Origin of the sequence: Streptomyces sp. TLI_55, from assembly GCF_900206255.1 — a bacterium.
GTDB classification, from domain to species: Bacteria; Actinomycetota; Actinomycetes; order Streptomycetales; family Streptomycetaceae; genus Streptomyces; species Streptomyces aquilus.
The window spans coordinates 414,933-441,730 of sequence record NZ_OAOJ01000001.1 but is presented as its reverse complement, the minus strand read 5'-3'; the positions used below and the strand labels follow the sequence as shown (position 1 = coordinate 441,730).

Annotated in this window: 26 protein-coding genes; 12 read left to right on the top strand and 14 right to left on the bottom strand. The window is 72.2% G+C overall.

From position 1 onward, the window contains the following. Positions 1–34: 34 nt before the first annotated feature. Entirely contained in the window at positions 35–820 is a 786-nt protein-coding gene (locus tag CRP56_RS02180; protein WP_097259720.1) for an AraC family transcriptional regulator, read from the top strand. A gap of 13 nt (positions 821–833) precedes the next feature. On the opposite strand, the gene CRP56_RS48210 is transcribed toward CRP56_RS02180, so the two are convergent. Then, positions 834–959, bottom strand: coding sequence for a hypothetical protein (locus tag CRP56_RS48210; protein WP_257039988.1), 126 nt, complete (start codon positions 957–959; stop codon positions 834–836). A gap of 45 nt (positions 960–1,004) precedes the next feature. Beyond that, a complete protein-coding gene (locus tag CRP56_RS02175; protein ID WP_097259719.1) occupies positions 1,005–2,201 on the bottom strand; it encodes a serine hydrolase domain-containing protein in 1,197 nt (398 codons plus the stop codon). Positions 2,202–2,406: 205 nt separating this feature from the next. Here CRP56_RS02175 and denD point away from each other — a divergent pair, with 205 nt between their 5' ends. After that, positions 2,407–3,438 carry a D-erythronate dehydrogenase gene (denD, locus tag CRP56_RS02170; protein WP_097259718.1) on the top strand — a complete coding sequence of 344 codons (1,032 nt, stop codon included), beginning with the start codon at positions 2,407–2,409 and terminating at the stop codon, positions 3,436–3,438. Positions 3,439–3,512: 74 nt separating this feature from the next. On the opposite strand, the gene CRP56_RS02165 is transcribed toward denD, so the two are convergent. Continuing rightward, positions 3,513–3,965: a nuclear transport factor 2 family protein gene (locus tag CRP56_RS02165; protein ID WP_097259717.1), complete on the bottom strand. Its 453-nt coding sequence runs from the start codon at positions 3,963–3,965 to the stop codon at positions 3,513–3,515. A gap of 104 nt (positions 3,966–4,069) precedes the next feature. Here CRP56_RS02165 and CRP56_RS02160 point away from each other — a divergent pair, with 104 nt between their 5' ends. After that, a complete protein-coding gene (locus CRP56_RS02160; RefSeq protein ID WP_097259716.1) occupies positions 4,070–4,636 on the top strand; it encodes a TetR/AcrR family transcriptional regulator in 567 nt (188 codons plus the stop codon). A gap of 26 nt (positions 4,637–4,662) precedes the next feature. Here CRP56_RS02160 and CRP56_RS02155 read toward each other — a convergent pair whose 3' ends face one another. Continuing rightward, entirely contained in the window at positions 4,663–5,181 is a 519-nt protein-coding gene (locus tag CRP56_RS02155; protein WP_097259715.1) for an adenylate kinase, read from the bottom strand. A 204-nt stretch (positions 5,182–5,385) separates the two neighbouring features. Here CRP56_RS02155 and CRP56_RS02150 point away from each other — a divergent pair, with 204 nt between their 5' ends. The 3 genes from CRP56_RS02150 to CRP56_RS02140 all read left to right on the top strand — a co-directional run bounded on the left by CRP56_RS02150 (position 5,386) and on the right by CRP56_RS02140 (position 8,613). Continuing rightward, positions 5,386–6,324 carry an alpha/beta hydrolase gene (locus CRP56_RS02150; RefSeq protein ID WP_097273626.1) on the top strand — a complete coding sequence of 313 codons (939 nt, stop codon included), beginning with the start codon at positions 5,386–5,388 and terminating at the stop codon, positions 6,322–6,324. A 118-nt stretch (positions 6,325–6,442) separates the two neighbouring features. Then, positions 6,443–7,501, top strand: coding sequence for a hypothetical protein (locus CRP56_RS02145; protein WP_097259714.1), 1,059 nt, complete (start codon positions 6,443–6,445; stop codon positions 7,499–7,501). A 2-nt stretch (positions 7,502–7,503) separates the two neighbouring features. Further along, positions 7,504–8,613, top strand: a complete 1,110-nt coding sequence (locus CRP56_RS02140; protein WP_097259713.1) for a hypothetical protein — start codon at positions 7,504–7,506, stop codon at positions 8,611–8,613. A 93-nt stretch (positions 8,614–8,706) separates the two neighbouring features. Here CRP56_RS02140 and CRP56_RS02135 read toward each other — a convergent pair whose 3' ends face one another. The 3 genes from CRP56_RS02135 to CRP56_RS02130 form a co-directional block, all read right to left on the bottom strand. Further along, complete coding sequence (locus tag CRP56_RS02135; RefSeq protein WP_097259712.1) at positions 8,707–10,200, bottom strand: integrin alpha; 1,494 nt, start codon at positions 10,198–10,200, stop codon at positions 8,707–8,709. A gap of 170 nt (positions 10,201–10,370) precedes the next feature. Next, positions 10,371–10,517, bottom strand: coding sequence for a hypothetical protein (locus CRP56_RS47450; protein ID WP_179850929.1), 147 nt, complete (start codon positions 10,515–10,517; stop codon positions 10,371–10,373). Between the two features lie 75 nt (positions 10,518–10,592). Further along, entirely contained in the window at positions 10,593–11,588 is a 996-nt protein-coding gene (locus CRP56_RS02130; protein WP_257039987.1) for a helix-turn-helix domain-containing protein, read from the bottom strand. 209 nt (positions 11,589–11,797) lie between these two features. On the opposite strand from CRP56_RS02130, the gene CRP56_RS02125 reads away from it, so the two are divergent. Then, entirely contained in the window at positions 11,798–12,787 is a 990-nt protein-coding gene (locus tag CRP56_RS02125) for a LysR family transcriptional regulator (RefSeq protein ID WP_097259711.1), read from the top strand. On the opposite strand, the gene CRP56_RS02120 is transcribed toward CRP56_RS02125, so the two are convergent. After that, the gene (locus CRP56_RS02120; protein WP_097259710.1) at positions 12,753–13,760 is read right to left on the bottom strand and encodes a threonine ammonia-lyase; all 1,008 of its coding nucleotides are present in this window, start codon (positions 13,758–13,760) and stop codon (positions 12,753–12,755) included. The genes CRP56_RS02125 and CRP56_RS02120 overlap by 35 nt on opposite strands. Before the next feature lie 95 nt (positions 13,761–13,855). Then, positions 13,856–14,308: a peptidase inhibitor family I36 protein gene (locus tag CRP56_RS02115; protein WP_097259709.1), complete on the bottom strand. Its 453-nt coding sequence runs from the start codon at positions 14,306–14,308 to the stop codon at positions 13,856–13,858. 215 nt (positions 14,309–14,523) lie between these two features. On the opposite strand from CRP56_RS02115, the gene CRP56_RS02110 reads away from it, so the two are divergent. Continuing rightward, the gene (locus CRP56_RS02110; RefSeq protein WP_107484040.1) at positions 14,524–15,591 is read left to right on the top strand and encodes a DUF5937 family protein; all 1,068 of its coding nucleotides are present in this window, start codon (positions 14,524–14,526) and stop codon (positions 15,589–15,591) included. Here the strand turns inward: CRP56_RS02110 and CRP56_RS02105 are convergent. Both CRP56_RS02105 and CRP56_RS02100 read right to left on the bottom strand, forming a co-directional pair. Beyond that, positions 15,560–16,639, bottom strand: coding sequence for a sensor histidine kinase (locus CRP56_RS02105; RefSeq protein WP_097259708.1), 1,080 nt, complete (start codon positions 16,637–16,639; stop codon positions 15,560–15,562). The genes CRP56_RS02110 and CRP56_RS02105 overlap by 32 nt on opposite strands. Positions 16,640–16,649: 10 nt before the next feature. After that, the gene (locus CRP56_RS02100) at positions 16,650–17,345 is read right to left on the bottom strand and encodes a response regulator transcription factor (RefSeq protein ID WP_097259707.1); all 696 of its coding nucleotides are present in this window, start codon (positions 17,343–17,345) and stop codon (positions 16,650–16,652) included. Between the two features lie 87 nt (positions 17,346–17,432). Here CRP56_RS02100 and CRP56_RS02095 point away from each other — a divergent pair, with 87 nt between their 5' ends. The 4 genes from CRP56_RS02095 to CRP56_RS02080 all read left to right on the top strand — a co-directional run bounded on the left by CRP56_RS02095 (position 17,433) and on the right by CRP56_RS02080 (position 23,669). Next, a complete protein-coding gene (locus tag CRP56_RS02095) occupies positions 17,433–18,533 on the top strand; it encodes an endonuclease/exonuclease/phosphatase family protein (protein WP_107484039.1) in 1,101 nt (366 codons plus the stop codon). A 1,025-nt stretch (positions 18,534–19,558) separates the two neighbouring features. After that, positions 19,559–20,500: a C40 family peptidase gene (locus tag CRP56_RS02090; protein ID WP_257039986.1), complete on the top strand. Its 942-nt coding sequence runs from the start codon at positions 19,559–19,561 to the stop codon at positions 20,498–20,500. Between the two features lie 195 nt (positions 20,501–20,695). Further along, on the top strand, positions 20,696–22,687 hold the full coding sequence (locus CRP56_RS02085) for a hypothetical protein (RefSeq protein WP_257039985.1): 1,992 nt from the start codon (positions 20,696–20,698) through the stop codon (positions 22,685–22,687). Positions 22,688–22,868: 181 nt separating this feature from the next. Then, positions 22,869–23,669 (top strand): endonuclease/exonuclease/phosphatase family protein, encoded by an 801-nt coding sequence (locus CRP56_RS02080; RefSeq protein ID WP_097259703.1) that lies wholly within the window; start codon positions 22,869–22,871, stop codon positions 23,667–23,669. 44 nt (positions 23,670–23,713) lie between these two features. On the opposite strand, the gene CRP56_RS02075 is transcribed toward CRP56_RS02080, so the two are convergent. The 3 genes from CRP56_RS02075 to CRP56_RS02060 form a co-directional block, all read right to left on the bottom strand. Next, positions 23,714–24,454, bottom strand: a complete 741-nt coding sequence (locus tag CRP56_RS02075; protein WP_097259702.1) for an alpha/beta hydrolase — start codon at positions 24,452–24,454, stop codon at positions 23,714–23,716. Between the two features lie 231 nt (positions 24,455–24,685). Further along, positions 24,686–25,327 (bottom strand): cutinase family protein, encoded by a 642-nt coding sequence (locus CRP56_RS02065; RefSeq protein WP_097259700.1) that lies wholly within the window; start codon positions 25,325–25,327, stop codon positions 24,686–24,688. Positions 25,328–25,462: 135 nt separating this feature from the next. Next, positions 25,463–26,683, bottom strand: coding sequence for a PucR family transcriptional regulator (locus CRP56_RS02060; protein ID WP_097259699.1), 1,221 nt, complete (start codon positions 26,681–26,683; stop codon positions 25,463–25,465). Between the last annotated feature and the right edge of the window lie 115 nt (positions 26,684–26,798).

Genomic DNA, 26,798 nt, shown 5'->3' with positions numbered 1-26,798 from the left:
GGCTGTAATCGACGACCACTGGTAATTTTCCACCATGCGGCATGACGTGGAACTGGCCCTCGACCTCCCGCCCGAGGTGGCGAACGCGGGGGTGGGCGTGCACGGGGCGGCCGGGCCGCACGAGGTGTTCCGGCTGCCCAGGCTGTGGCAGCTCCATCTCTACAGCTACTCCGGGACCTTGGAGTTCGGCGGGGTGTCGCACCCGATCCGGCCGGGGCATCTGAGCCTGGTGCCGCCCGACACCGAGGTGCACTTCCACTACGACGCCCCACGCTGCGAGCACCTGTACGCCCACTTCCGGCTGCCGGGCGAGGGCGAGCGACGCCGGCTTCCGGCTATGCAGGACACCGGAGCCGACGCGACCGCGCTGAGCGGGCTGCTGCGTCAGACGGTCGCGGCGATCACCCAGTCCCCACTGCGCGCCTCGGCGGAACTGTGGACCGTGCTGTGGCGCACGACCACCCTGACCGACTCCGCCGAGAACAGCCCGAGCCCCCGGCACCCCGCGCTGCGCACCGCCATGGCCCACATCGAGGAACACCTGGCAGGCCCCCTGACCATCCCGGCCGTCGCCCGCGCCGCCGGTGTCTCGCACACCCACCTCACCCGCCTGTTCCGCGAGGACACCGGGTACACGGTCGTCGGCTACATCAGACACCGCCGCATGGAGCGCGCCCGGCACCTCCTCAACGCCTCCACCCTGGCCATCCCGGCGATCGCCGCAGCCGTCGGCATCTCCGACCTCCAGGCCTTCAACAAGACCTGCCGCAAGGAACTGGGCGCCTCACCTCGGGCGGTGCGGCAGGCGGCGAGCGGGTGAGCGCCCGGCACGTCTAGTCGGCCCGAGTGAAGGTGCCCAGCCCCTCGGCGTCGAGGTACTCGACGGTGAAGGACTTCCTGCCCGGATCGAAGGTGACGCCGGTCCGGCCGACCGCGCCCTGGTCGACGGCCCGCTGCACTTTGAAAGACTCCCGCCGCCGTCTGTCGCGCGGTGCCCGGCGTCGCTACCGCGGCGGGATCGGACGGGCGTACACGTGGTCCGGCGTCACGATCTCGGTGATCGCCCGGGCCAGCAGGGTCGACGGCTCCTGGCCCTGGGAGAAGATGTCGGTGTTGATCATCAGGACCAGGGTGGCCTTCTTCGAGGGCAGGTAGACGGTGACCGTCTCGTATCCGGGGATGGACCCGTTGTGCCCGATCCAGCCGCCGCTCTCGAAGATGCCCAGGCCGTAGTCGGTGCCGGGGAAGCCGGTGGGGAGCATCTTCAGCCGCTGCGCCTGGGTCTCGGGCCGCAGTAGGGTGCCCGTGGCGACGATCTTCGCCCACCGGCGCAGGTCGTGCAGGTCGGAGATCATCGCCCCGGCCGCCCAGGCCCAGCTGGGGTTCCAGTCCGTGGTGTCGGCTACCTCACCGGTCAGCGTCTGGTCGGTGTACCCGCGCGGGTGCGGCTGCGGGAACTCGAAGCCTCGCGGCAGCAGCGTGCGCGACAGCCGGGCGGGCCGCAGCACCCGCTCCTCCAGGAAGTCCGCCAGGGGCCGCCCGCTGACCTTCTCCACCACCAGACCGAGGAGCACGAGGTTGGTGTTGGAGTACTCGAACTTCTCGCCCGGCGCGAAGGTGTTCTTGTGCTTGAAGCCGTACGCCAGGACCTCCCGCGGGGTGAAGAACCGCTTCGGGTCGCTCAGCAGATCGTGCTGGAAGTCCGCGTCGGCGGTGTAGGGGTAGAGGCCGCTGCGCATCTCGGCGAGCTGGCGCAGCGTGATCCGCTGCCCTCGGGGCACGCCGTGGACGTAACGGGAGATCGGGTCGTCGAGCCCGATCAGGCCGTCGTCGACGAGTTCGAGCAGCGCGGTGACCGTGAACGTCTTGGTCTCGCTGCCGATCCGCACGAACACGTCCGAGGTCATCGGCCGGCCGGTGGCCTTGTCGGCGACGCCGGTGGCGCGGACGTAGCTGCCCTTGCCCGGCATCCACAGCCCGGCGACGACACCGGGGATGCCGGCTTCCCGGCGGACCTTCTCGATGGCCGCGTCCAGCCGGGCGACCAGCTTCGGATCGAGTTCACGCGGGGGACAGTCGTCGCCCGCGCTGCTGCGGGGCGACTCGGCGGCGGTGGCGGGGGCCGCCGCCAGCGGGGTCAGCAAGGACGCCACGAGCAACGCCGCGGCGAGGACACGGCGGGCGGGGATACGTCGTCTCACGTCTCGGTGCCTCTTCCAGGTCTGGGGCGAGGCAGTCACGTCACCATCCGCGCCGTGAGCGCGCGTTCTCCGCAGGGGCGCCCACCGCGCAAGTCCACCCGTTCGCGCCGCACGAATCGCTCCGACGTACGCACTGGTCGGAGGGTGACGGGGTGCGTCATCGTTGTTGAGCTGCCAACCGTCCGGTGTTGAGGGGGAGACGCGAGTGAGGATCGTCGTGACGGGCGCGTCCGGGTTCCTGGGACGCCTGCTGGTCAGGGAACTCCGGCGCGCCCGGACGTTCACCGGCGTACCGATCACCCGGCTGGTGCTGGTCGACCGCGTGGCTCCGCCCGAGGCCGGGCCGACCGCTGACGCGTTCACGCAGGTGGTGACCGGCGACCTGGTCGACCGTCTCGCCGAGGTGTTCGCCGAGCCGGTGGACGTGGTGTTCCATCTCGCCGCGGCGGTGTCCGCCGAGTGCGAGGCCGACTTCGACCTCGGTATGCGGGTCAACGTGGACGCCACCCGAGCCCTGCTGGAGGCGGCGCGGACGCAGTCGGCGACCGGTGGCCCGACGGTACGGGTGGTGTTCACAAGCAGCATCGCCGTCTACGGCCGACCGGCGGGCGGGGACCTCCCCCAGCCGGTCTCCGAGACGACCCTGCCCGCACCGCGATCGAGCTACGGCACACAGAAGTTGATGTGCGAGCACCTCATCGCGGACATGAGCCGCCGCGGCTACGTCGAGGGACGCGTGGCCCGGCTGATGACCGTGGCGGTACGACCGGGACGGCCCAACGCGGCCGCGTCCGGTTTCGTCTCCGCGATCATCCGCGAGCCCCTTGCCGGACGGCCGACCGTCTGCCCGGTCGCCCCGGAGCTGACGCTTGCCCTGGCCTCCCCGCGGACCACGGTCCAGGCCCTGCTGCGCATCGCGGAAGCCGAGCACGGCGACGGGCCGGGCCGGATCCAGGGCCCGGCCCCCGTCAACGTGCCCGCCCTCACCGTCTCGGTCGCCGACATGCTCGACACCCTGCGCCGGCTCGCCGGGCCGGAGACCGCCGACCTCGTGACGTTCACCCCCGATCCGACCGTGGAGTCCGTCGTGGCCTCCTGGCCCGCCGACTTCGACAACACCCGCGCCGCACACCTGGGCCTGCGGCCCGACGCGAGCTTCGAAGCGGTCGTCCGGGAATATGCCGCCGACCATCCCGAGGCGCTCGTGGACCGCCTGCGCCTACGGCAACTCGGATGAAGGGCGGACCTGTTGTGGGGCGACGGGCGAAGGCGTTCCACCACGGCGAGTCCTGATCTGTGCGCTGCCGACCGTCATCCGGTCAGTGCCGCGAAGAGGGGGTCCAGGCCTCCGCGGACCCTGGCCGCGGCGAGGTGGTCGAAGTAGTCGCGGGAACTCACGATCTGCCCCTCGCGCACCCGCAGGACGAAGATGCCGGGGAGGGCGAACTCCTCGCCGCTCTCGGCGACGTGGCCCTGGTACTCGAACTCCGCGACGATGACCTCGGGGTCGGCGGTCTCATGGATGGTGATGTTCGCCGGGCGGCGGATCAGGAGCGGGCCCGTGCCGGTGGGAGCGAAGTGTGCGCGCAGCTCCTCGCGGGTGCGCAGGGCCGGGGCGCGCAGCGGGTGGAAGGGGTGGACGACGTCGGTGTGCTCGGCGTAGAGCTCGGGGAGTTCCTCCCAGCGGCCCTCCGCGACACCGTTCACCAGGGCGAGGAAGACGTCACGCGGGCTGCGGTGCTCGGGCTCGGGGACCTCTGACATGGACTCTCCTCAGGCGTGCGGTCCGCTATTATCCGGAGTGATGACTCCGAATATATGGAGTCGTCACTCCGGTAGTCAACGGACTTACGAGAAAGCGGTGTTGGATGGCACGGCGAGCTGACGCGCAGGCCAATCGCGAGCGTGTCCTCGATGTCGCCGAGGACGTTTTCGGGCACGGCGGAAAGTCGGCGTCCACCGAGGAGGTGGCGCGCCTCGCCGGGGTCGGCATCGCGACCGTCTTCCGGAACTTCCCCACCAAGGCCGCCCTGTTGGAGGCCGTGCTCGTCCGGCACTTCGAGCGGCTCACGGCGGAGGCCGAGGCGCGGCTCGACGCCCAGGAGCCGGGGGAGGCGTTCTTCGGCTTCTTCCGCCATCTCGTCGCCGACGCGACGAAGAAGATCGCCCTCGCCGAGGCCTTGTCGGAGGCGGGCGGCGCCGCCGACAGCCGGGCGACGGACGCCGCGCAAGCCCTGCGCCGAGCGGTGGGCGAACTCCTCGACCGCGCCCAACAGGCCGGCTCGGTCCGCGACGACGTCGAACTGCCCGAGGTCTACGCCCTGTTGGTCGGTACGTCCCGCGCCGCCGCCCACGCGCCGCTGGACGACGAGGTGCGCTCCCGCATGCTCGACATCGTGTTCGCGGGCCTCGCGCCGACCACCGGTCTCGCGTAACCCGTGATCCCAGGGCCCGGCACCGGTCAGACGGATGCCAACCAGGCCGCGGTGTCCTCAGGACGGGTGAAGCGGAGGGTCTTCAACGGGGCGAAGCGGGGATCGTGGACCCGGCGTTCGATCTCGCGCCGGCGGGGCCCGTGCTGGGACCAGGCCCACCAGGCCGGATGCTCCCGGCTCAGCCAGCCCCTCCAGGTCTCCCTGTTGCCGCCGAAGAGGGACTCGCGGGTGATGCTGCGCCGGAGGGAGCGGCGGAGTACGCGCGGCATGACGACCCGCTTGGGATAGTCCAGCCAGACCACGCTGTCGGCCCGGTCCCACAGCAGGTCACGCACCTCCGGGTAGCCGAGGGAGTCGATGACCCACCCGCCTTCGGCGGTCAGCCGTGACACGTCCTCGGCCAGGTTGCCGTTGACCACCCACCCGGGGCCGTTGAAGTACAGCGCGTCCATCTCGTGGTAGTGCAGCCCCAGTCGACCGCCGAGGGCTCGCGCGAGCGTCGACTTGCCCGCGCCGGTGACACCCACCACCAAGATCCGCTTCAAGAGTGCACGCCTTGCTCCCGACTGCCGCTGGAACGCTGTCGTCCGTCTGACTTCAGCAGTATGGCGTAGTGACCCATACCCCACCGATCCGTACGCTCCCCGGTGGTACCGATCCCTGACCGAGCGATTCGCTCGAAGTGGAGGCTCGCTGTGCACCCTGGTCGTGTCCGTCTGCTGCTCTGGACAGCCCTGGTCGCCTTGGTCATGGCGGTCCTGCCGGGGACCGCGACCGCGACCGCGGCGGCCGGTGGGGCGGGAGGCGGCGGAAGCGGCGGCGCCAAGGTGGTGGCGGAGGAGAAGGTGGGCAACCGCCTGGTCGACCTGACCGTCTCGTCGCCCGCGCTGGGCCGCACGGCCAAGGTGCGGCTGCTCACCCCGGACGGCTGGGGCGAGCGGCGCACGCACCAGCGCTGGCCGGTGCTGTTGCTGCTGCACGGCTGCTGCGACACGTACGACAGCTGGACCCGCCAGACCGACGTCGCGACGCTGCCCGAGCTGCGCGGCACCCTGGTCGTCATGCCCGAGGGCGGGGAGTACGGGTGGTACAGCGACTGGTGGAACCACGGCAAGGGCGGGTCGCCGGCCTGGGAGACCTTCCATCTGCGGGAGCTGCTCCCGCTGCTGGAGCACGGCTACGGCGCCGGCCATCGCAGGGTGATCGCCGGCCTCTCCATGGGAGGCCTCGGCACCCTGCTCTACGCCGCCCACCACCCCGGCATGTTCCGGGCGGCCGCGAGCTACAGCGGCGTGGTGCATCCGCTGTACGGCGACTTCCCGAACGGCCTGATGAGCCTGTTGCGGGACTACGGTCAGGACCCGCTCGCGATGTGGGGCGACCCGGTGGCCCAGCGCGCCATCTGGGAGGAGCACGACCCGTACTACCTCGCGAAGCGGCTGCGCCCGACCCCCGTCTTCCTGTCGAGCGGCGACGGCACCGCCGGCCCCTTCGACCCGCCCGGCGTCCACGACGACCTCGAGGCGACGCTGAACGAGATGAACCACGCGGTCGCCGACCGGCTGAAGGCGGCCGGGGTGCGGCTCACCACCGACTTCTACGGCCCCGGCACCCACGACTGGCCCTACTGGGAGCGCGAACTCCACCGCTCCCTGCCCCTGTTGCTGGGAGCCCTGGGGCCGGCGTAGCCGCGGAGGCTCCGAGACGCGTCGAGTGTTCGCAGGGGTCCTTGATGGCCGGATGCCGTCTGTTCACGGGTGGGTGAACGCCCGTACCGTGTGCGGGCTTCGCAGCCTGGGAGGTCTCGTGAACGGTCTCCGCGCGATCATCATCTGCCTTGTCGTCACCTGTGCCGCGGTCGTGTCACCGGCCGCGGTCGCGACGCCGGCCACGAGGAGCTGGTCGGTGCTGCCGGTGCCGGCGGCCGCACCGCCGGTCATCGTGTCCGATCTCGCCGCCCGCGGACCGGGGGAGGCGTGGGCGACGGGCTACGAGCAGGCCGCCGACGGACTGCGGCCGATGCTGTACCGGTGGGACGGCACCGCATGGAACCGTGACACCGATTTCCCGGGTGCCGCCGAGCCGGGCTGGCTCGGGAAGGTGCAGTTCGTCGGCGAGGACATGTGGATCCTCCGCAACCGCCAGGGGACGGGAGAGCTCCTGCGCCGGTCGGCCGGCGGGTGGAGTGCCGTGCCGTTGCCGCAGACGCTGTGGACCTACCAGGACTTCGCCGCGGTGCCGGGCGCCGCGTGGGTGGTCGGTGAGGACGACACCGGGCTGAAGGTGCTGCACTACGACGGTTCCGGCTGGACGGCCCAGACCACCCCGGACGGGGTGCTGTTCCTGATGGGGATCACCGCGCGCTCCGCCACTGACGCCTGGGCCTGGGCGGACACCAGCACCGGGACGGCCGTCCTGCGCTGGGACGGCACGGCCTGGCGGGACGCGAAGGTGCCGCTGCCGCCGGACAGCAATGTGCACACGATGCTGCTCGAACCGTCCGGAAGGATCACGATCGGCGGCAGCCAGTACACCGACGGTGTGTCCCGCACCTACCTGATGACCTTCAACGGGCATGCCTGGCGCACCACTTACCCACCCGTGGGCGACACCTACACCGCGGGCATGGTGCGCGGCCCGGACGGCGCGCTGTGGATCCCGCTGCGCAGCGACCGCGCGTTCCAGTCGAAGTACGGACGCGTGGACGGCTCGCGCACGAGCTTCTCCTACGGCCCGCAGCGCACGAACGCGATCGACGTCAAGCCGAGCGTCCTGGCGAGGGCCGGGTCCGCGCTGCTGTCCTTCGGGACCGTCGAGATCTACGGCTCGAAACCGAACCTGATGAGCGAGCGGCTGGGAGGCTGACCATGGCACGCCGACTTCTCGTCGCCGCTCTCGCCGCCGCCATGACCTTCCTGACGCTCATGACCTCGGCCGCGGCGGACACCACGTCCTGGCAGCACGTTCCGCTCCCGGCGCAGGTGCGCCCGCAGGCCGCGCTGAACGAGGCCGTGGCCTTCGGTCCGGACCGGGCGTGGGCGGTGGGCGCCGACGCCGTGGGGCGTGAGGCGCCGGGCTTCCCGCTGGTGCTGCGCTGGGACGGCACCGCGTGGCAGAGACAGGCGCTGCCCGGGATCGGCTGGCAGGGAGAGCTGCTGTCCGTCGCCGCGACCTCGCCGACCGCGGTCTGGGCGGTGGGCCGCGACGCGGCGGGCGGCACCCGTCTGCTGCACTGCGACGGCACCACCTGGTCCGAGAGCCGGCCGCCGCGCGGGGTCGTCCTGACGAAGGCCGTCGCCGGCGGCGGTGAGACCTGGCTGATCGGTACCCGGGACGGCGCGCAGGCGCTGCTGCGCCGGGACGGGCGCGGCTGGCGGGACGTGCCGGTGCCGCCGGGGTCGGTGTACGGCCTGCACCTCCTGGCGGCCGACGACGTGTGGGCCGCGGGGGAGACCAACTCGGGGGCGGCGGTGTCCCATTGGGACGGCCAGGAGTGGCAGCAGACCGTCGTCGACGGGTTCCCCCGGTCCGCCGTGGGCAGTGTGCTGGCCGTCTCGCCGACGGAGGTGTGGGCGGGCGGCACGGCCGGCTTCGTCGGCGGTCCGCCGGGGCGGCCGATCCCGCCGCTGCTGGTCCGCTTCGACGGGCAGACGTGGAACAAGGTGACCGTACCTACCGACTTCGGCGGGGTCACGTCCCTGACGCCCGCCCCCTCCGGCGCGCTGGGCTGGATCTCGGTGGCCCGCTCGCAGAAGTGGGGCCCGCCGGGCAGCACGCCCCCGCTGGTGCCCGGACCGGACTTCCTCGCCTGGGACGGGCAGTCGTTCACCGGGTACGACGAACCGGCCGTGGCTGGTGAGGGGGATTCCCGGACGCTGCGGCTGGCGCCGGTGCCGGGTACGGCGACGGTGTGGTCGGTCGGCCGCGCCGACGGCCCCGAGGGCACCTTCGCGCCGCGCGTCCTGCGGTTCGGCTGAAGCGAGAACCAGCGGACGACGAACAACGAGCCGCACAGGGCGGCTCGTTGAGCGTCAGGGGGCCGGCAGCGGCCCGGGGATGCTGCGGTCGGTCTACTCGTCGATCACCGAGCCGAAGTGCGCGCCGTGGGCGGTGCCGCCGAGGGCGGAGGCCCCGTAGGACCGGGAGCCCTCGGCGAGCAGGCCGCTGCCGCTCGCGGGCAGCAGCCACACCGCGCCGTCGCCGGCGTTCTCGTCGGGGGCGGCGGCCACGAGCTCGGCGCGGCCGTCACCGTCGGTGTCCACGAGCCGCACCTGGGCGCCCCACGCGTCGCTCGCCTCGGCGGTACCGGGGATGTTCGCGGTGTTCTGGTCGAAGGACTGCGAGCCGGTGCCGGTCAGGCCGGTCCGCGAGCCGCGCAGCAGCCACACCGCGCCCGCGTCGGCGACGGTGCCGACGTCCTCGCCGGGTGCGCCGACCGCCACGTCGGCGCGGCCGTCACCGTCGACGTCGGCCACGGAGAGGTCGTTGCCCCAGGCGTCGCCGCGCTCGGCCGTGCCGGGCACGCCGGGGGAGTTCTGCGACCACCACTGCGGGGTGCCGGCGGGGCCGTGCGCGCCGCCGTAGTACACGCCGACGAGGCCGCCGGGTGCGTCTGCGTCGCCCGTGGTGTCGTCGACGCCGCTGAGCTGGCCGACGACGAGGTCGTCGTACCCGTCGCCGTTGATGTCGCCGGAGGCCGAGCCCAGACCGCCGTGCAGGTCCCGCTGGTAGGCCAGGCCCTCGGGGCCGCCGGCGTAGAGGGCCGACCAGCCCTTGCCGTAGTCGTCGTCGGGGCTGTAGCCGGAGACGACGAGGTCGGCGAAGCCGTTGTGGTCGTAGTCGCCCGTCGTCAGATAGGCACCGTTGAGGGCGTGTCCGGTGGAGTGCGGGGTGCCGACCTGGCGCAGGACGCCCGCGTGGTACGTGAAGACGTTCAGGCCCGACTGGTCGAGCACGGTGAGCTGGTCGGCGTCGATGTCCCCGGTGAACCGGGCGGCGGCGAGCGCCAGGCCGAAGCGGGCGTCGGCGGTGGGAGTGGCGGCGGTGAAGCTCGCCGTGCGTCCGGTGTCGAGGCCTTGGGCGGAGCCGTACACGACGGTCACCCGGCCCGCGTCCTCGACGCTGCCCTCGTCCTCGCCGGGCGCGCCGACGATCAGGTCGTCATAGCTGTCGCCGTCGAGGTCGCCGGTGGCGATCGCCTGTCCGAAGCGGTCGCCGAACTCGGAGGTTCCGGGCACGCCGGCGGTGGACTGGCTGAGGAGCTGGACCTCGCCCCTCGGCACGGTGTTGTTGGTGCCGATTCCGTTGGGCGCGCCGTACTGCACGGTGACGTACCCGGCGATTTCCTTGCCGTCGACGGTGCCGTCGGGGGCGCCGGTGACGACGTCGTTGTAACCGTCGCCGTTGAAGTCGCTGTTGCGGTCGGCGGCGGCGGTGCCGCCGGGGACGCCCGCGAACGCGGTGGGCGCGGCCAGGATGCCGGCCCCCGTCAGCACCAGGAAGGAGGCCGCGGCGACGGCGGCCGAGCTCGCGGTGCGGCGGGTGTTGCGCAGGGTGAAGCTCATGTCTGTTTCCCCCGTGGAAGGTTGATGGTCAGTCAGTGATGGCGCTGTCGGCTGGTCTGGGTCCGACGCGGTGTTCGACACGGCTGCCACGCGTCAGGTTGTGAGGCCCGGGAGGGCTGTGACACGCCGGTGACATCTGTTGCGGCGCCGAAACGCGCGGTCACAGCCGTCTATTGGTAGCAAGGATCGCCGCACTGCACGGTGACCGTGCCGCTGGTCTCCCAGGGCATCGGCGCCGCCAGGGCCGGAGCGGTCAGGCCGGCCAGTCCGGTGATGGTCAGGAAGGTCACGGCCAACAGGCGCTTGCGGAGGTTCATTTGCTTCCCCTGTTCCTCTCGGTGGTCACCGGGACAGTCGCATCGGACCCTCGGGCGCGGCCATGCTTTCGATCCTCATCGAATCGTCGCCCCGGTGCCGGACAGGAGGTTGTGCGCCAGCGCCGTGGCCGAGTGCTCCACGTGTTTGCCGTCGCGGTGGCTCACGATCAGGCCCGCCTCGCGCAGGACGCCGATCTGGTAGCTCGCGCTGGCGGGTGCCAGCCGCAGGCCCCGCGCCACCTCGCTCGTCGTACGGGTGCGGTGGCCCGCCACGTCGGCGAGGACGGCGCTGCGGGTCCGGCCCAGCAGCCGGTCCAGCCGTTCCCCACCGGTGCGCAGGATCTCGATCGGCTGCTTGGTGACGGGGTACACCAGCACCGGATCGAGGCCGGGATCCGCGAGCGCGGTGGGTCTGCGCCAGCAGAAGTACGAGGGCACGAGCACCAGCCCGCGGCCCTCCAGCCGTAACTCCCGCTCGACGGGATAGTCGACGTCGAGGTACGGCGGGTTCCAGCGGGCGAACGGGCGCAGACTGCTCAGGAGGGCGGCGGTTCCGCCGTCCAGCAGGGCCCGGGTGCGCAGGGAGACGTCGTCGCTCACCGCGGACCGCACATGCCCCCAGTACGGCTCCAGCAGGGTGCGGAAGGAGTGCCGCATGACGTCCGCGACGAGCATGAGCGAGCCGTACGTCGGCTCGTACAGCCCTCTCGCGCGTCGTGGCAAGGGCGTTGACACGGCGAGCCGGGTCAGTTCGGCCACCAGCCGGTCACGGGGTGTCGCCCGGACCGCCTCCAGCCCCGCCTCCAGCCCTTCGCCCGTGAGCGGCGGCGTGAGGAAGTCGGGGATGTAGCCGGTGGCCGGGACGAAGGTCCGCAGGGTGCGCAGGGCGCGAGCGGCGCGGACGTCGAGCGACAGCCGCTGCGTGGTCTCTCTGCGCCAGTGGCCGAAGGACAGGGGGCCCTGGCGAGTCTGCCAACGGCAGATAGCGCACATCAACTCCCACAGCGGGTCGGGCTGTTGAGCGATCCGCACGTTCTGCAGGTCGCTCCAGTCGAAGTGGATGCGAAGCACGGGTGGTCCTCGACGGCGATGAGATTCGGATCGGCTCGGACCGCCGGCGAGCGGTGGGACGGCGGGCCCTTGCCGTCCCCTCGCCGCGGCAAGGCCCCGTCATCGCCTGCGGGTTCGCCCGGCAGCTGTGTCGATCCTGTCCAGACCGCCTCGCACCGGAAAGATCAGAAGGCGGAGAGGATCGGCTCCTTCTCGATAAACTTCCCTGTATGAGTCCTGGTCGTGGGCCCGGCGGCACACGCGAGCCGAGCATCCACCAACTCCGTCTACTGCTGGTCCTCGCGGAGGAACTCCACTTCGGGAGAGCCGCGGCGCGCGTCTACGTCACCCAGCCCGCGTTCAGCCAGCAGATCAGGTCCCTGGAACAGCGGTTGGGCGTCGAACTGGTCGAACGCGGCAGCCGGGCCGTGCGGCTCACCCCCGCCGGTCAGGGGCTCGTCCACGAGGCGAGGGCGGTGGTCGACGCCATGGCCCGGCTGCTCCAGGCCGCCGACGTCCATGCCGGAACCACCCGCGGACGCCTGCGGATCGGCAGCCTCGGCGCCGAGGCCGCGATGCCGTACGCCCAGGCGATCCTCGCCCGACTCCGCGGCGGCCACCCGGACTTGGAGATCGAGGTCCGCAACCTCACCTTCGTCGACATGTTCAGCAGGCTCGGCACCGGCGAGGTCGACGCCGCCTTCCTGCGCGGCCCGCTGCCGCCGGGCATCCAGTCCCTGCACCTGGCCACGGAGACCCGCGTGGTGTGCTTACCCGCCGACGACCCGCTCGCCGACCGGGACGTGCTCACCCTCGCCCAGCTCGCCGACCGCGTCGTCGTCGACATGCCTCCGGAAGTACCGCGCTCGTGGTGGGACCACCTCACGGTCAACCCGCGCCCCGACGGGACGCCGGTCCGCTTCGGGCCGGTGGTCCGGGACACCGAGAGCATGGTCCTGGCCGTCACCCAGCAACAGGCGATCACCTTCCTGCCCTCCGCCGCCCGCCGGCTGTATCCGCGCGCGGGCCTCACCTACGTCGACGTCCCGGAGCTGGGCGTCTCCACCGCCGAACTCGCCTGGCTCCCCGGGAACCGGGACAAGCCCGCCGTGGCCGCGCTGCGCGAAGTGGCCCGCCAGGTCCTGCAACAGGCGCGGACCACGGAGCCCGCGGCACCCTCCGGTGTCACAGCTGCGGCCGAGCATCCTGACGGGGCGTGAGCGCCGTACCGGTCCAGCGGTGGTACGCCGCCATGTCCACGTTGCTGCCGCAGACGATCGTGACCACATGCCGGCCCGCGAAACGGTCGCGGTCCTCCAGGACCGCCGCGATACCGAGCGCGGCCGACGGCTCGACGACGAGCCCGGCGTGGTGGAGGAGCAGTCGCATCCCGGCCATGATCGACGACTCCTCGACCAGGACGGCGTCGTCGGCGACCAGCAGAAGGTCGTCCAGGACGGCGGGAATGGGGTGCCGGCCGGCGACACCGTCGGCGATGGTGTCGGCCGACTCGGTGCTGACGACCCGCCGGGCACGCCAGGACAGGGTCAGCGCCGCAGCGCCCCGCGGCTGGACGCAGATCACCTCGACGCCGGGCGCCAGATCCTTGAGCACATGCCCCACGCCGGTCGCCAGCGCCCCGCCACCGAGAGCGATCAGGACGGCGTCGTGCGCCGGGACGGCGGCCTGCTGGGCGACGAGTTCCAGGCCGATGGTCGCCGCGCCCTCGCAGGTCTCGAGGTCGAGGCTGTCCTCCAGCAGTCTGATGCCCTCACGCCGGGCGAGGGCCGCCGCGCGCTCGCGGGCCGCCTCGTGGTCGCCGTCCACCAGCTCCAGCCGGGCGCCCAGCGCGCGGATGCGGTCGAGCTTGGCCGCGGTCGCGAAACGCGAGGCCACGACGGTGACCTCGAGGCCGCGGTCGCGGGCGGACCAGGCGAGGGCCTGACCGAGGTTGCCCGCGCTGGCGCACACCACGGCTCCGGGTCCGTGCTCGGCGAGTCGGCTCGCGACCAGTTCGGTGCCGCGGCCCTTGAAGCTGCGGACCGGGTTCGCCGTCTCCAGCTTGACGCTCACCGCGCAGCCGAGCTCGGCTTCGAGCGCGTCGCAGCGGTAGAGCGGGGTGTCGAGGAACGCCGGGTCGATCACCTGGCGGGCCGCCCGGATGCGGGCGGTGTCGAGGCGTGTGGGCCGCATGGCGCACGAGCGTAGCGACGTCCGCGATGACCTGGCGGAGGTCGAATTCCTGGGGGCCGGCCTCGGCGAGGCCGGCCCCCTTCGTCAGGGCGGGGTCAGCAGGAGGTGACCCAGCGGTGGGAGCGGATTCTGACGTTGAAGTCGTCGTCCCAGCCGCCGTTCTGGGACAGGCAGCCGAGGTAGCCGCTGTAGTTGGCGCCCGAGTAGAAGGCGACGCCGGCGTAGGAGGAGGACGTGCCGCGGTTGTAGGCCGAGCGGGCGTTCTGCGTGTCGGACCAGGAACACTGGATGGAGCCGCTCCACCAGTCCGGGTCGGCGTTGGTCCAGGAACACCGGCTGCCGGTGCCGTTGGTGGCGTTCCAGACGCACACATCACCGCTGCTGCACTCCCACGCCTGTGCGGAGGCGTTGGCCGTGCCGGGCACGACCAGGCTCAGGGCGGCCAGGGCGCCGGTGAGGACGGCGACCGCGAGGGGCCGGCGGAACCGGCGCGGCCGGCGCGGTGCGGGGGTGCTCTCGTGCTCGTGCTCGTGCTCGTGCGAGGACATACGGATCCCCTTCTGGTGGTCGGTGCCGTGATCCGCCGTGGGCGCCGCGTCGACCGCGGTCCTGCGACGGCGGTGCCGGGCGCCCCGTAGCCCCGTTTCGCCCGACGGACCCGGCTGGCGTGAACTCATGTTCCGCGCCCCTCCCGTCGCTGTCATGCTCATGCGACAGAGGTGAAACATCGCAGGTGGCAGTCGGGGAGGGAGGGGCGAATGGGATGCTCCGCTTTCATTTCACGCCGGAGGACCTGACCCGCCTCACCGTGGCGGCCGGGCCTCATCCGCTGTGGGAGGTCGCGGCCAGCCTGCACCGTTTCCAGACCCGCGACGGCCGCTGGGCGCACGCGCTCTGGTACCGCACCGCCCGTTCGACACTCCACCGGACCGGTCTGGACCGCACCGTCATGCCGCTGCTCCTGCCGCTCTTCCCACGGGCCAGCTACTTCCCGGACTTCCTCACCCCGACCGAGGGCGTCGACGGTCTGGACGCCGGTCTGGAGAGCATTCTCGCGACCCCGCGCCACCGGGTGACCGAGGAGGTGACGCGGCTCTGCGGGACGGTGGGCGGCCCGGCCTGGGCGCACCGGGTGGCCGAGCGGGAGACCCGGGGCGAGCTCGTGCACGCCCTGCGCGCCTACCACCACGCCGTGATCGCCCCGCACGAGGAGGACATCCACGAACGCCTGTACGCCGAGCGGGCCCGGCATGCCCGGACGCTGCTGCGCGCCGGGACCGAGGCCGTGCTCGCCGGCCTGTCGCCCGCGATCCGCTGGCGCCACCCGGTGCTGGAGATCCCGGGATATCCGCGGCGCCGCGACGTCCACCTCGACGGGCGCGGACTGCTGCTGATCCCCTCCTACTTCTGCTGGGACGCCCCCGTCGCGCTGGCGGACCCCGGCCTCCCGCCCGTCCTGCTCTACCCCGTCCAGCATGTCCCGACGGCAGTCCCCCGTACTGACGCCGCGCCCCTGAACGGCCTGCTCGGGCCCACCCGCGCCGCCGTCCTGCGCGCGGCCGCGGCCGGCGCCACGACGACGGAGGCCGCCCGGTACGCCGGCGTCACACCCGCCACGGCCAGCCACCACACCACGCTGCTCCGCGACGCCGGTCTCATCACCAGCCACCGGTACGCCAACACGGTCGTGCACACCCTGACCCCGCTCGGCGCGGCCCTGCTCCGACGCGACGCGTGCGGAGAGGAACGCCAGCGGCACCTCCGGAAGGCGGAGACCGGCGGTGCGATGCGGTCGCCGCCTACGAAACGACCGCCGGCAGTTCCACCGTGATGTGGATCCCGCCCGCGGCGCGCGGAGTCAGCGTGAGCGTTCCGCCGTGAGCCTGCGTGATGGTCTTGATGATGGCCAGCCCCAGGCCGACACCGGCATGGTCGGCATGGATGCGCTCGGTGCCGCGCTGGAACGGCTCGGTCAGGGTCGCGGCCAGCTCCGGGGTGAGCCGCTCGCCGGTGTTCTCGACCGAGAGCACCACCGTCCCGCCCCGGACACCGGTGCCGACCCACACGGTGCCCTGTTCCGGCAGGTTGTGGACGATCGCGTTGTGCACCAGGTTCGTCGTCAGCTGGAGCAGCAGCGCCGGCGACCCGCTCGTCAGGGCGAGGTCGGCGTCGGTCTCGATGGTCACCCCGTGCTTCTCCGCGAGCGGCAGCAGCGTTTCGGTGGCCTCCTCCGCAAGGAGGGAGAGGTCGACGGGTTCCCTGACGAAGGACCGCTGGTTGGCGCGGCTGAGCAGGAGCAGCGCCTCGGTGAGGTCGATCGCCCGGGCGTTGACGGCGTGGAGGCGCTCGACGAGCTCGCCGGTGTCGGCGTGCGGGTCGCCGCGCGCCACGTCGAGCAGCGTCTTCGAGATCGTCAGGGGGGTGCGCAGCTCGTGCGAGGCGTTCGCCGCGAACCTCTGCTGCTCGGCGACGTGGGCCTCCAGCCGGGCGAGCATCGCGTCGAAGGCGTCGGCGAGTTCACGGAACTCGTCCCTGCGGCCCGGCAGCCGGATGCGGTGGGCCAGCGAGCCGTGGGTGGCCAGGCGGGTGGCGTCCGTGATCCGGGTCAGCGGGGCGAGCATCCGGCCGGCCAGGAGCCACCCGCCCACGAGCCCGAACACCAGCAGGAACGCCAGCACCGCGGCCGCCCGCGGAGCGAAGACGTGCTGGAGGGCACCCCGGACGGGAAACACGCCGTTCGGCTTGTCGTCGGGGTTGTAGAGCATCGCCCGGTCGGGGACGTACCGCAGCAGGAACAGCCACACCGCCGCGAGCAGCAGCAGACCGGCGACCATGAGGAACCCGGCATAGCTGAGCGTGAGCTTGAGGCGGACACTCACCCCGGGCTGCCTATCCACGGTCCCCACCCGCGCCCCCGGCCCCCGGCTGCGCGTCGATGCGATAGCCGACGCCCGGCACGGTGGCGATGATCCACGGCTCGCCGAGCCGCTTGCGCAGGGCCGACACGGTGATGCGCACGGCGTTGGTGAACGGGTCGGCGTTCTCGTCCCACGCCCGCTCCAGGAGTTCCTCGGCGCTGACGACCCCGCCCTCGGCGGCGACGAGGACCTCCAGCACGGCGAACTGCTTCCTGGTCAGCGCGACGAACCGGCCGTCCCGGTAGACCTCCCTGCGGAACGGGTCGAGGCGCAGCCCCGCGATCTCCCGCACCGGCGGCCTGCTGTGCGCCCGCCTGCGGTCCAACGCCCTGAGCCGGAGGGCGAGTTCGCGCAGTTCGAAGGGTTTCGTGAGGTAGTCGTCCGCGCCGAGTTCGAAGCCGGAGGCCTTGTCGTCGAGGCGGTCGGCCGCGGTGAGCATGAGGATCGGCATCCCGCTGCCGGAGGCGACGATGCGCTTGGCGACCTCGTCACCGGACGGCCCGGGGATGTCGCGGTCGAGGACGGCGATGTCGTAGGAGTTGACGCTCAGCAGTTCCAGCGCGGTGTCGCCGTCACCCGCGATGTCGGCCGCGATCGCCTCCAGGCGCAGCCCGTCGCGGACGGCTTCTGCCAGATACGGTTCGTCCTCGACGATCAGCACACGCATGCACTCCAGGCTACGAGCCCCCACATATCGTCGGCATATCGAAAACCGCATACGGCCAGGCAACACCGCCCTGCCTTGACTGGCCGCATGACTCGAACCACCCCACGGACATCGGTGCAGGCCCACGCCCCGGAACGGCCCCAGGAGGACGCCGTACGGCGAGACGTGGGCCCCGCCACCTGGCGTGCGGGCGTCCGCCGGGCGGTCCGCGGCGTCCTGCGGCCGGAACCCTGGAGGCGCGGGCCGGTCCTCGCGGCGCTGGCGCTGCTGCTGGGCCTGGTCATGCTGCTGCACGCGTCGATCACGGACCGCGGGGGCCTCGGCAGCCTGGTGGAGACCTTCCTTCCATGGTTGGGGCTGCTCGTCCCGCTGCTGCTCGCCGGGGCACTGTGGCGCCGCTCCGCCGCGGCCGTCGTGGCACTGCTCCTGCCGACGACGGTGTGGCTGAGCCTCTTCGGCGGGCTGCTCACCGACAAGTCCCACGGCGCCGGCGATCTCACCCTCGTCAGCCACAACGTCGGCGCCGACAACCCCGACCCGGCGGGCACCGCCCGGGACCTCGCCGCGTCCGGGGCGGACGTGCTGGCCCTGGAGGAGCTGGCCGAGCCGGCCAAGGGGACGTACGAGAAGGAACTGGCGAAGACCTACCCCCACCACGCGGTGCTGGGCACGGTCGGACTGTGGAGCAGACTGCCGCTGTCGGACACCCGGCCGGTCGACATCAAGCAGGACGCCGGACCGCTGGGCGCCACCAAGTCGGTGGAGGAGAAGATGGGCTACCAACGGGCACTGCGCACCACCGTCGCCACGGACCACGGCCCGCTCACGGTGTACGTCGCCCACCTCGGCTCCGTACGCGTGATGCCCAGGGGCGGCTTCTGGACCGGTTCGCGGGACATGGGCGCGCAGGCGCTCGGCGAGGCCCTCGCCGCCGACCGCAGCGAGCGGATCGTCCTGCTCGGCGACCTGAACGGCACCACGGACGACCGCGCCCTCGACGCCATCACCTCGCGGCTGCGCTCGGTCCAGGAGACGGCCGGGGACGGCTTCGGCTTCACCTGGCCGGCATCGTTCCCGGTGGCCCGGATCGACCAGATCATGGTCAGGGGAGTGGCGGCGGAGAGCTCGTGGGTGCTGCCGGCGACGGGCAGCGACCATCTGCCGGTGGCGGCTGGGATCAGCTGGTGAACATCCGGGAAGGGACGAAGGTCACAGAAGCGTATCGGGCATTTAACCCTTCAACCTTCACTAAAGAATTACAAGTTGGCTAGGTTGGTCGCTGCCCGCACGACTTCCTCCGCCAGGCAGGCCGTCTCGTGCGCTCTCGTACGGAAGGAGCCCGTCCCATGTCGCCGGAACCTCTGCTCTCGCAGTCCCCAGGTGGCGCGTCGATGGACGGAGGCGAGGCGCCGAGCCGTGACGAGGTGGCCCGACGGATCAACAGCCTTTACGACAGGGCCGAGAGCGACACGGGCACCTTCAACGCGACCCGCGCGGCGGCGATTCCGCGGCAACGCGGTGCTTCCGGCCGGGGGCGCTCCCAGGGGCCCACGGAACCCGCGTTGCGGGATCTGACGCGCCAGTGGTTCGACGTGGCCCGGGCCAAGTTGGGGCCGACCGTGCCGGTGACCCAGCCGGAGGGGCGCGGCCCGGACCGCCCGAGCCGCCCGGCCCGCGCGCCGCAGCCCGCCCGCCCCGTGGAACGCCCTGCCGAGCGCAGGGCCCTTGAGGCGCCCACGGCTGCCGCGGGAGCGTCTTCAATGCCGGCTGCTCTGCCGTCTGCCGCGCAATCGGCCAGGCCTGTAGCCGAGTTGACCGCCGGACCTGCCCCGGAGAGGGCGGCGGCGGGACCTGTCGCGGAGCGTACGGGGGGACCTGTCCCGGAGTCGACGGCCGGACCTGTCGCGGAGCCCACCGCATGGCCTGCCCCGGAGCGGGCGGCCGGACCGGCTTCGGAACGCACCGTATGGGCCGCCCCGGATTCGACGTCCGGCCCGGTCTCGGAACGCACCCCATGGCCTGCCGGGGAGTCGACGGCCGGACCTGTCGCGGAGCCCACCCCGTGGCCCGCCCCGGAGCTGACGGCTGGACCCGTCCCGGACCCCACGGCATGGCCCCTCCCGCAGCAGACCCCGGCGCCCGCCCCGGTGCTGCCCGTGGCGCCCGTCCCGCCGTGGAACGCCGAGCCTGTTCCCGAGTGGAACGTCGGGGGCGTGCCGGAGCCTGCCGCCGGTGCCGTCACGGAGTGGAACGCCGGGCCCGCTCCCGAGTTGGCCGCCGGGCCCGCCGCGCCCTTCCCACCGGTCGAGCCCGTCGAGGCCTTCGGCACCCGGTCGGAGGAGGACGTCTGGCGCACGGGCCCGCTGCCGGTCCTCGGAGACAACACGGCACAGTGGCCGCTGCCCGAGCCCGCCGCGACGACACCGCCGACCGCTCAGGACCCGCTCGCCGGTTCGTATGACGCGGATCTCCGCGTGACCGTGGCCACGCCCTACGGCGCCGCACCGTCGACCGGCCCGATCGCCCCGTACCTCACTGGTGTGCCCACCGATCCGACCGCCGCCTACGCCACCGACTGGCCGACCGGCACGACCACGGCGACCTACGGCGCCGGGCTGCCGTCGATCACCGCGCCGCCGGTCACAGAACCGCCGGTCACGCAACTGCCCTTCCCTGAGCCGCCGGTCGCACAGCTACCGGTCGCCCAACCGCCGGTCACGCAGCCGTCGGTCGCCCAACCCCCTCAATCGCCCGTCACCGCCCCGGCGTTCACCGGCACGGCCGGTGTCGCCCCCACCACCAAGGCAGACCGCGTCATCGCCTTCGCCCGTGCCCAGATAGGTCGCCCGTGTGTCTGGGGAGCGGCGGGGCCGGGGTCCTTCGACGCGCCGGGTCTTGCCCAGGCCGCCTGGAGGGTGGCCGGGGTGACGCTCCCCCGAACCGCTCAGGAACAGGCCGGGGTCGGCACGCCGGTCGCCCTCGCCGAAGTGGAGGCGGGGGACCTGGTCTTCTTCCACGACGACCTCGGCCACGTAGGCATCTGGACCGGCAACGGCATGATGATCCACGCCCCGGGCCCGGGAGCCGCCGTCCGCGAGGAGTCGGTGTTCTTCGCCGGTCAGTCGGCGATCAAGGGGGCGATCCGTCCGGCCTGACCCCTCTCGCCCCGTCGTGTGTCACGGCTTCTCAAACCTCTGATGAATCACAGTTGAACATTTTGTGATCTCGGGGTGCACAACCATGCGAGGCCCTCCCGGGTCGAACTGGCGACCAACGGTGATACGGCCGTGCACAGTTCCGTGGGGGGAACCTTGTCGATGATCGTGCGTCAGTTGTGTGGTGCTCTGAGAGTGCGCGGGACGACTGACCTGTTTCTTGCTCTGCTGCTGGCGGCGGGTTTCGTGGCGCTGCCGGTGTTCGCTCTGCTGCCGTGGCTGGGGGGCTTCGCGGTGGCGTCCGTGGTGAGTTACGTCGCGGACGAGGCGCTGCATGTCCGCTCGCCGGGGTTCGTGCGGCGGCTGGCGACGCTCCAGCTGGACCGCACGCTGCGGTTCGCCGTCCGGACGGTCATGCTGCTGGCCCTGGCCGAGCGGATGGACGCGCCGGATGCGATGCTGGTCGCCGCGCTCGCCGTGTTCAGCGTCCACTTCGCGCTGGTGATGCTGTACACCGCGCTGCATCACGCGGTACGGCGGCGCCGGGTGCTGCCGCTGGTGGTGCGCAACCTGGACATGAGCGGGCTGCCGCTCCCGCAGCAGCCGCCGGCGCTGCTGTTCCGGCGCTTTCTGCGCAAGCTCCTGCACCTTGACCTCCTGGCCCACGCGGGCTTCCTGGTGGCGCTGGCCACCGGGACCTGGGCGTGGGCGTACGCCGGTTTCGCGTTGACCGTCGGCATCACCGCGCTGGCGGTGCTCGCGCTGGCGGTGCAGTACCTGAGGACACGTCACATGCCCGCGCGGGAGGACGTGTTCATCGAGGTCAACCGTCAACTCGCCGCGTACGGACCCGAGGTGGCGCTCTACTTCAGCTTCGCCGCGGTGTCGCGGGACTTCATGTACCAGGTGAACATGTGGATCGAGACGCTGGAGCGGCTGGAGCGGCGTCCGCTGATCATCCTGCGCGAGCGGGCCTCGTTCCGCCACCTCAGCCGCACCCGGCTGCCCGTCCTGTGCGTGCCCAAGGCCGACGACCTGGCGGAGCTGGACCTGTCCGGCGTACGAGTCGTCCTCTACCCGGGCAACGCCGGCAAGAACGTGCACATGCTGCGCATCGCGGAGGCCAAGCACGTCTTCATCGGGCACGGCGACAGCGACAAGCTGGCCAGCAGCAACCGGGTCAGCAAGGTCTACGACGAGATCTGGGTGGCCGGGCGGGCCGGGCGCGACCGTTACCGCCGGGTGCGGCACGCCATCAGCGACGCGGCCATCGTCGAGGTGGGCCGACCGCAGCTCGCGCCGATCCAGCTGCACGCCGACCGCCTCCCCGGCCCGCGTCCGGTCGTCATGTACGCCCCCACCTGGGAGGGGTGGAGCGACGACGACTGCCACACGTCCCTCATCCCGATGGGCACGCGGCTGATCGAGAAGCTCCTGGCCGAGGACGTACGGATCATCTACAAGCCGCACCCGCTCACCGGCAAGCGCTCGGCCGAGGCGGCGGCCGCCGACCAGGCCATCCGCGATCTGCTGCACGCCGACAACGAACGCCGCCAGGCCGTCCGGACGCAGTCCGACCTCGCCGCCGTCCGCCCGCGGCTGACGGAGATCCGGTCCCGGCTGGACGAGCTGGCCGGGCGGCTCAAGGGCGACGACGCACAGCAGACCCGTGAGGCGCGGCTGCCCGAGCACGACGACGCGGCCGAATGGCACACCCTGCGCGCCGAGTGGCACCGCCTGTTCTGGGAGAGCCACGGCACCAGCCGCCACCACGTCATCCTGGAGCAACTGCCCACGCTGTACGAGTGCTTCAACCAGGCGGACATCCTCGTCAGCGACGTCTCCTCGGTGGTCGCCGACTTCGTCGCCAGCCTCAAGCCGTACGTCCTGACCAACGCCCACGACCTGCCCGACGACGAGTTCCGCGCCGCCTACACCACGGCCGGGGGCGCCTATCTCCTCGACCGCGACTGCACCCGTCTGCCGGAGATCCTCGGCTCGGTGCGCACGCCGGCGAACGATCCGATGGCACCGTTCCGCCGCACCCTGAAGGAGTACGTCCTGGGCCCGGACCACCCCACCTCGATGGAACGGTTCAACGCGGCCGTCAACGCCCTGGCCGACAAGAGCGCGGCCGAACTGGCCGCGGACCGCCTGCTCCTGGAGCAGACCGACCTCGTCGGATGACCCCGGCGGCCCGCCCTCCTCGGTCAGGGGGGCGGGCCGCGAAGGCGGGTGGACCACCTGTATCAGCCATCGCCGACAGGTTGCCGACAGGCGGGTCGCATAGCCTCTGGTACGGAGTGGTCGTAGCTCGTGCGGGGAGGCGTCGGTGTTCGGAAGGGGCGCGCGGCTGTGTGCGGGCGCGATGATCGTGGTCTGCGTGCTGCTTCTCGGCCCCAGTGCGCCGGGCGATGCCCTCGTCGGCAGGCCGCTGCCGGCCGGCGCCGCCGGAGAGGTGGTGCCGAACCGGGTCATGACGTGGAACCTCTGCAACCCCTGCGAGAAGAGCAACGTCGACCGCGCGGCGGAGATCGCCACCTACGCGCCCCAGGTGATCGGGTTGCAGGAGGCGTGCACCGGCGACGTGAAGCGGATCCGGGATCTCCTGGAGAGCCTGTACGGGCTGGTGTACCACGTCGAGTACGGGGCGGTCCTGCAGAACTGGGGCCGCTGCGGGGGAGTGCCGTGGAGTCCGGGGGGCTTCGGCCAGGCGCTGCTCTCGGCGGCGCCGATGACCGACCGCGTCCTGGTGGAGTATCCCGACGGCGGCTCCGAGGACCGCGGATATCTGGCGGTCACCACCACGGTGGACGGCCGGAAGGTCCGGGTCTTCAACACTCATCTCGCCCAGCGGCAGCAGGAGTCGGTGCGCGTCGGCCAGGTACGGGTGCTCGCGGCGGCGGTCGCCAAGTACGACCGGGCGATCGTGATCGGCGACTTCAACGCCACGCCGGACACCCCTGAACTCGCCCCGATGTGGACCCTGGCCGCGGACACCGACCCGCAGTGCCACCCCCAGACCTCCGGCACCTGCGACACGACCACCGACTGGTACAGCAAGTTCGACTACGTCTTCCTGCGAGGCATCGCCTCGCTCCGGCACCAGGTGCACCCCACCGCGTACTCGGACCACGACCTGCTGCAGGCCGACGTGGATCTGACCTAGGGCGCCCGGGGAGCCCGCCCCGACGGCTCGGGGCGGGCTCGGGCTCACTTCAGGTGCCGGGTGAAGAACTGCCCTGCCGCGTCCGCCGCGTACTGCGGGACGCCGGTGTGGCCGCCCATGTTGGCGTGCAGGGACTTCTCCTTGGAGGCGAAGGCGTCGAACAGGTCCAGGGCCGCCTGCCGGTCGTTGCCTTCGTCGTCCCACTGCAGCAGGACGTGCAGCGGAATGGTGACCCGGCGGGCCTCCTCGAGAATCGCTCGGGGCACGAAGCTACCGGCGAAGAGACCGGCGGCCACGATGCGCGGCTCGACGACCGCGAGGCGGACGCCGATGGAGATGATCCCGCCCGAGTATCCGACCGGGCCGCCGATCTCGGGCAGCGTCAGGAGGGCGTCCAGGGCGGCCCGCCATTCCGGGACCGCTTTGTCGACGAGGGGGAGGACGAGGGGATCGATGATCTCCTCGCCCACCGGCTCGCCGGCTTGCAGGGCCCGGCGCAGCTCGGCGCGGGCCTGTTCGAGGGCGGGCCACAGGGGCCGGTCACCGCTCCCGGGCAGCTCGATGGTGGCCGTGGCGAAGCCGTCGGCGGCGGCGTGCCGGGCTCGTGCCACCAAGCGGGGGTACATCCTGTCCAGTCCGATCGGCGGGTGGCCGAGCAGGATGAGCGGCGACGGCGCGGCCGCGGAGGAGGGCGTCCAGAGGAAGCCGGGGATCTCGCCCAGGGTGAATCCGCGTTCGAGGACGCCGTCGTCGAGACGCTGTTCGGAAGTGAAGCGAAGGGCCATGGTCGTGCCTTTCGGGAGTGCGCTGGAACGGCGCTCCCGGACGACCTATCGCCCGACCGTGACCCCGGAGGAGAGCACCCACGTCGATACGTTCACGGGTACCACCTCCTCGTTCTCTCGCACGGCCTCCGGAAAGCTAGCAGCGGCCGCCGAGCTCCGCCAACGGGTTTTCCGCGAGCGGCTCCGTGGCAGGCCGCCACGGAGCCGCTCGCGGAAAACCCCTTCGCGCACTCAGACCTTGCCTGCGGCGAAGGTCGCCGCCGCGTCGGCGTTCGCCGTGTAGCCGAGGTGGGCCAGCACGTCGGTCCCGCCGCTCTGGCAGATGGGGTCGCCCGTGGCGCAGAAGTCGACGGTGCGGCTCTGGTAGACGCCGGTGACGCTCTTGCCGAGGGCCCGGATCGGGTTGCCGAACAACAGCACGGCCGCGACGCGCGGTTCGACCGCGGCCGGCAGGGTGGCGACGATGGGGCTGCCGACCACCGCGCCCTCGCTGCTGATGCCGAGGGAGTTGTCGACGACGTTCGCCCCCTGCGAATAGCCGACGAGGACGAAACGCTGGCTCGGGCAGGCGGCGGCCTGCTGATCGACGTGGTTCACCAGATCCGCGTTGCCCTGCGCGGCCGACGTCAGAGAGAGGTCGGCCGGGTAGTTCACCTTGTAGCTGGAGAAGGTCTTTCCGCTGATTTTCCGCTGCAATGCGGAATACACGGGGTCGCCGACGATGAAGCCGAGCGTGCCCGGTTCGAATGTGCCGCGGGCCGCGACGACGTCGATGTCCGTGCAGGCCGCGGCGGACGCCGTGGGCGTGGCGAGGGTGGTGACGCCGGCTCCGCCGACGAGCGAGAGCGCGGCCAGGCATAAACGGATACGCATGGAATCCTCCGCGAGGGGGGCGCGGGAAGCGCCTGCGAAAGGGGACTTCGTCAACGTATTCGCGATGCCTGAAAGGGTGTTATGAACGCGATGATGGAAGTGCCGCGCTTTTTCGTCCTGCGGTGAGTGCGGAATTCATTCCTGTTGCGGCTGTGCGGATTCCGCGCGCAGCGCAAGGATCATCTCCAGACGGGCGTCCGGATCGTGCAGGGCGTCGCCGAACAGCTTCTCCAGCTGCCGCAGCCGGTAGCGGACCGTCTGCGGATGGATGTGCAGCCGGGCGGCGACGTCCGGGACGTTGCTGCCGTTGAGCAGCCAGACCAGCAGGGTCTCGGTGAGCCGGGCGCGCTGCCCCGCCGACACCGCGTCGAGCGGGGCGAGCGCGCGGGCCTGCAACCGGCCGAGGAGCGGCTCGTCCGCGTGGAGCAGCAGCGTCGACAGATGATCGGCGCAGCGCACCACCTCCTGCCGGGGCAGCACACCGCGCCCCATCAGGCCCAGCGCCCGCGTGGCCCACCGCAAGGACTGCGCCGCCTCGGCGAGCGGCACGGTCGGCCCGATCGCGGCCGGCCGGCCCCGCAACGCGAGCGTGAAGCTGCGCCCGGCCCACCGCCCGGAGCCGTCGGGATCGGGCACCAGCATGCGGGGCGGCCGGGACTCCATGTCCACCAGCGCCCCCGACGAGGCCAGCGGCCGGTCCTCCTCACCCCGCCCGGGGCCGCCCGCGAGGGCGACGACGGCGACCTGCCGCGGCACCGTCCACCGCGCGCCGTGCGCCAGCTTCCGCACCACCTCCGGAGCCGGCGGGTCCGCACCCAGCAGCAGGTCGAGCAGCCGGCGACGGCGCCGCTCCAACTCGTCCGAGCTGCCCAGCTGCCCCTCCGCGTACCCGGCGGCAGCTGCCTCGGCGACCTCGTGCACGGTCTGGAACGCCAGCTCGCCCAGCGCGGCCACGACCGTCGAGTCCAGCCCGAGCGTCTCCGCGGTGCGGCCCATGCACCGCCAGGCGTGCATGCCGCCCACCCGCAGCGCGGACTGGAGCACCTCCAGGCTGCGGCCCTCCTGGGCCACGCCGCGCCCGAGGGCGTAGTAGGTCGCGGCGATCGACTCCCCGTCGTCGTCCGGGTCGGCGATGTGGTCCACGAACAGGGTCAGCGCCTGCACTACACCGGCCCTGAGGTTCCTGCCGTACGGACCGTCGCGCGGCACGGCGTACTCGGGCACCTGACGGCGGACCTCCTCCTCCACCTGATCGGCGACGGCGGCGAGTTGGGCGCGCAGCAGTTCGGCCAGTTCGGCCGGGACCGGTGTGGGCCCGGGGCCGCCCGTCAGGCCGCGCGGAGTGGGGAACGCCATCGCGGACACTCCTTTCGCCCGGAGTCGGCTCGCCCGCGCGGGGTTGCCCGTGGGACGGGTGGGGCGTCCCTGGTTGGACGGGCGTCCCCTCCGCTCCGTTCCGTGCCCCCACGGC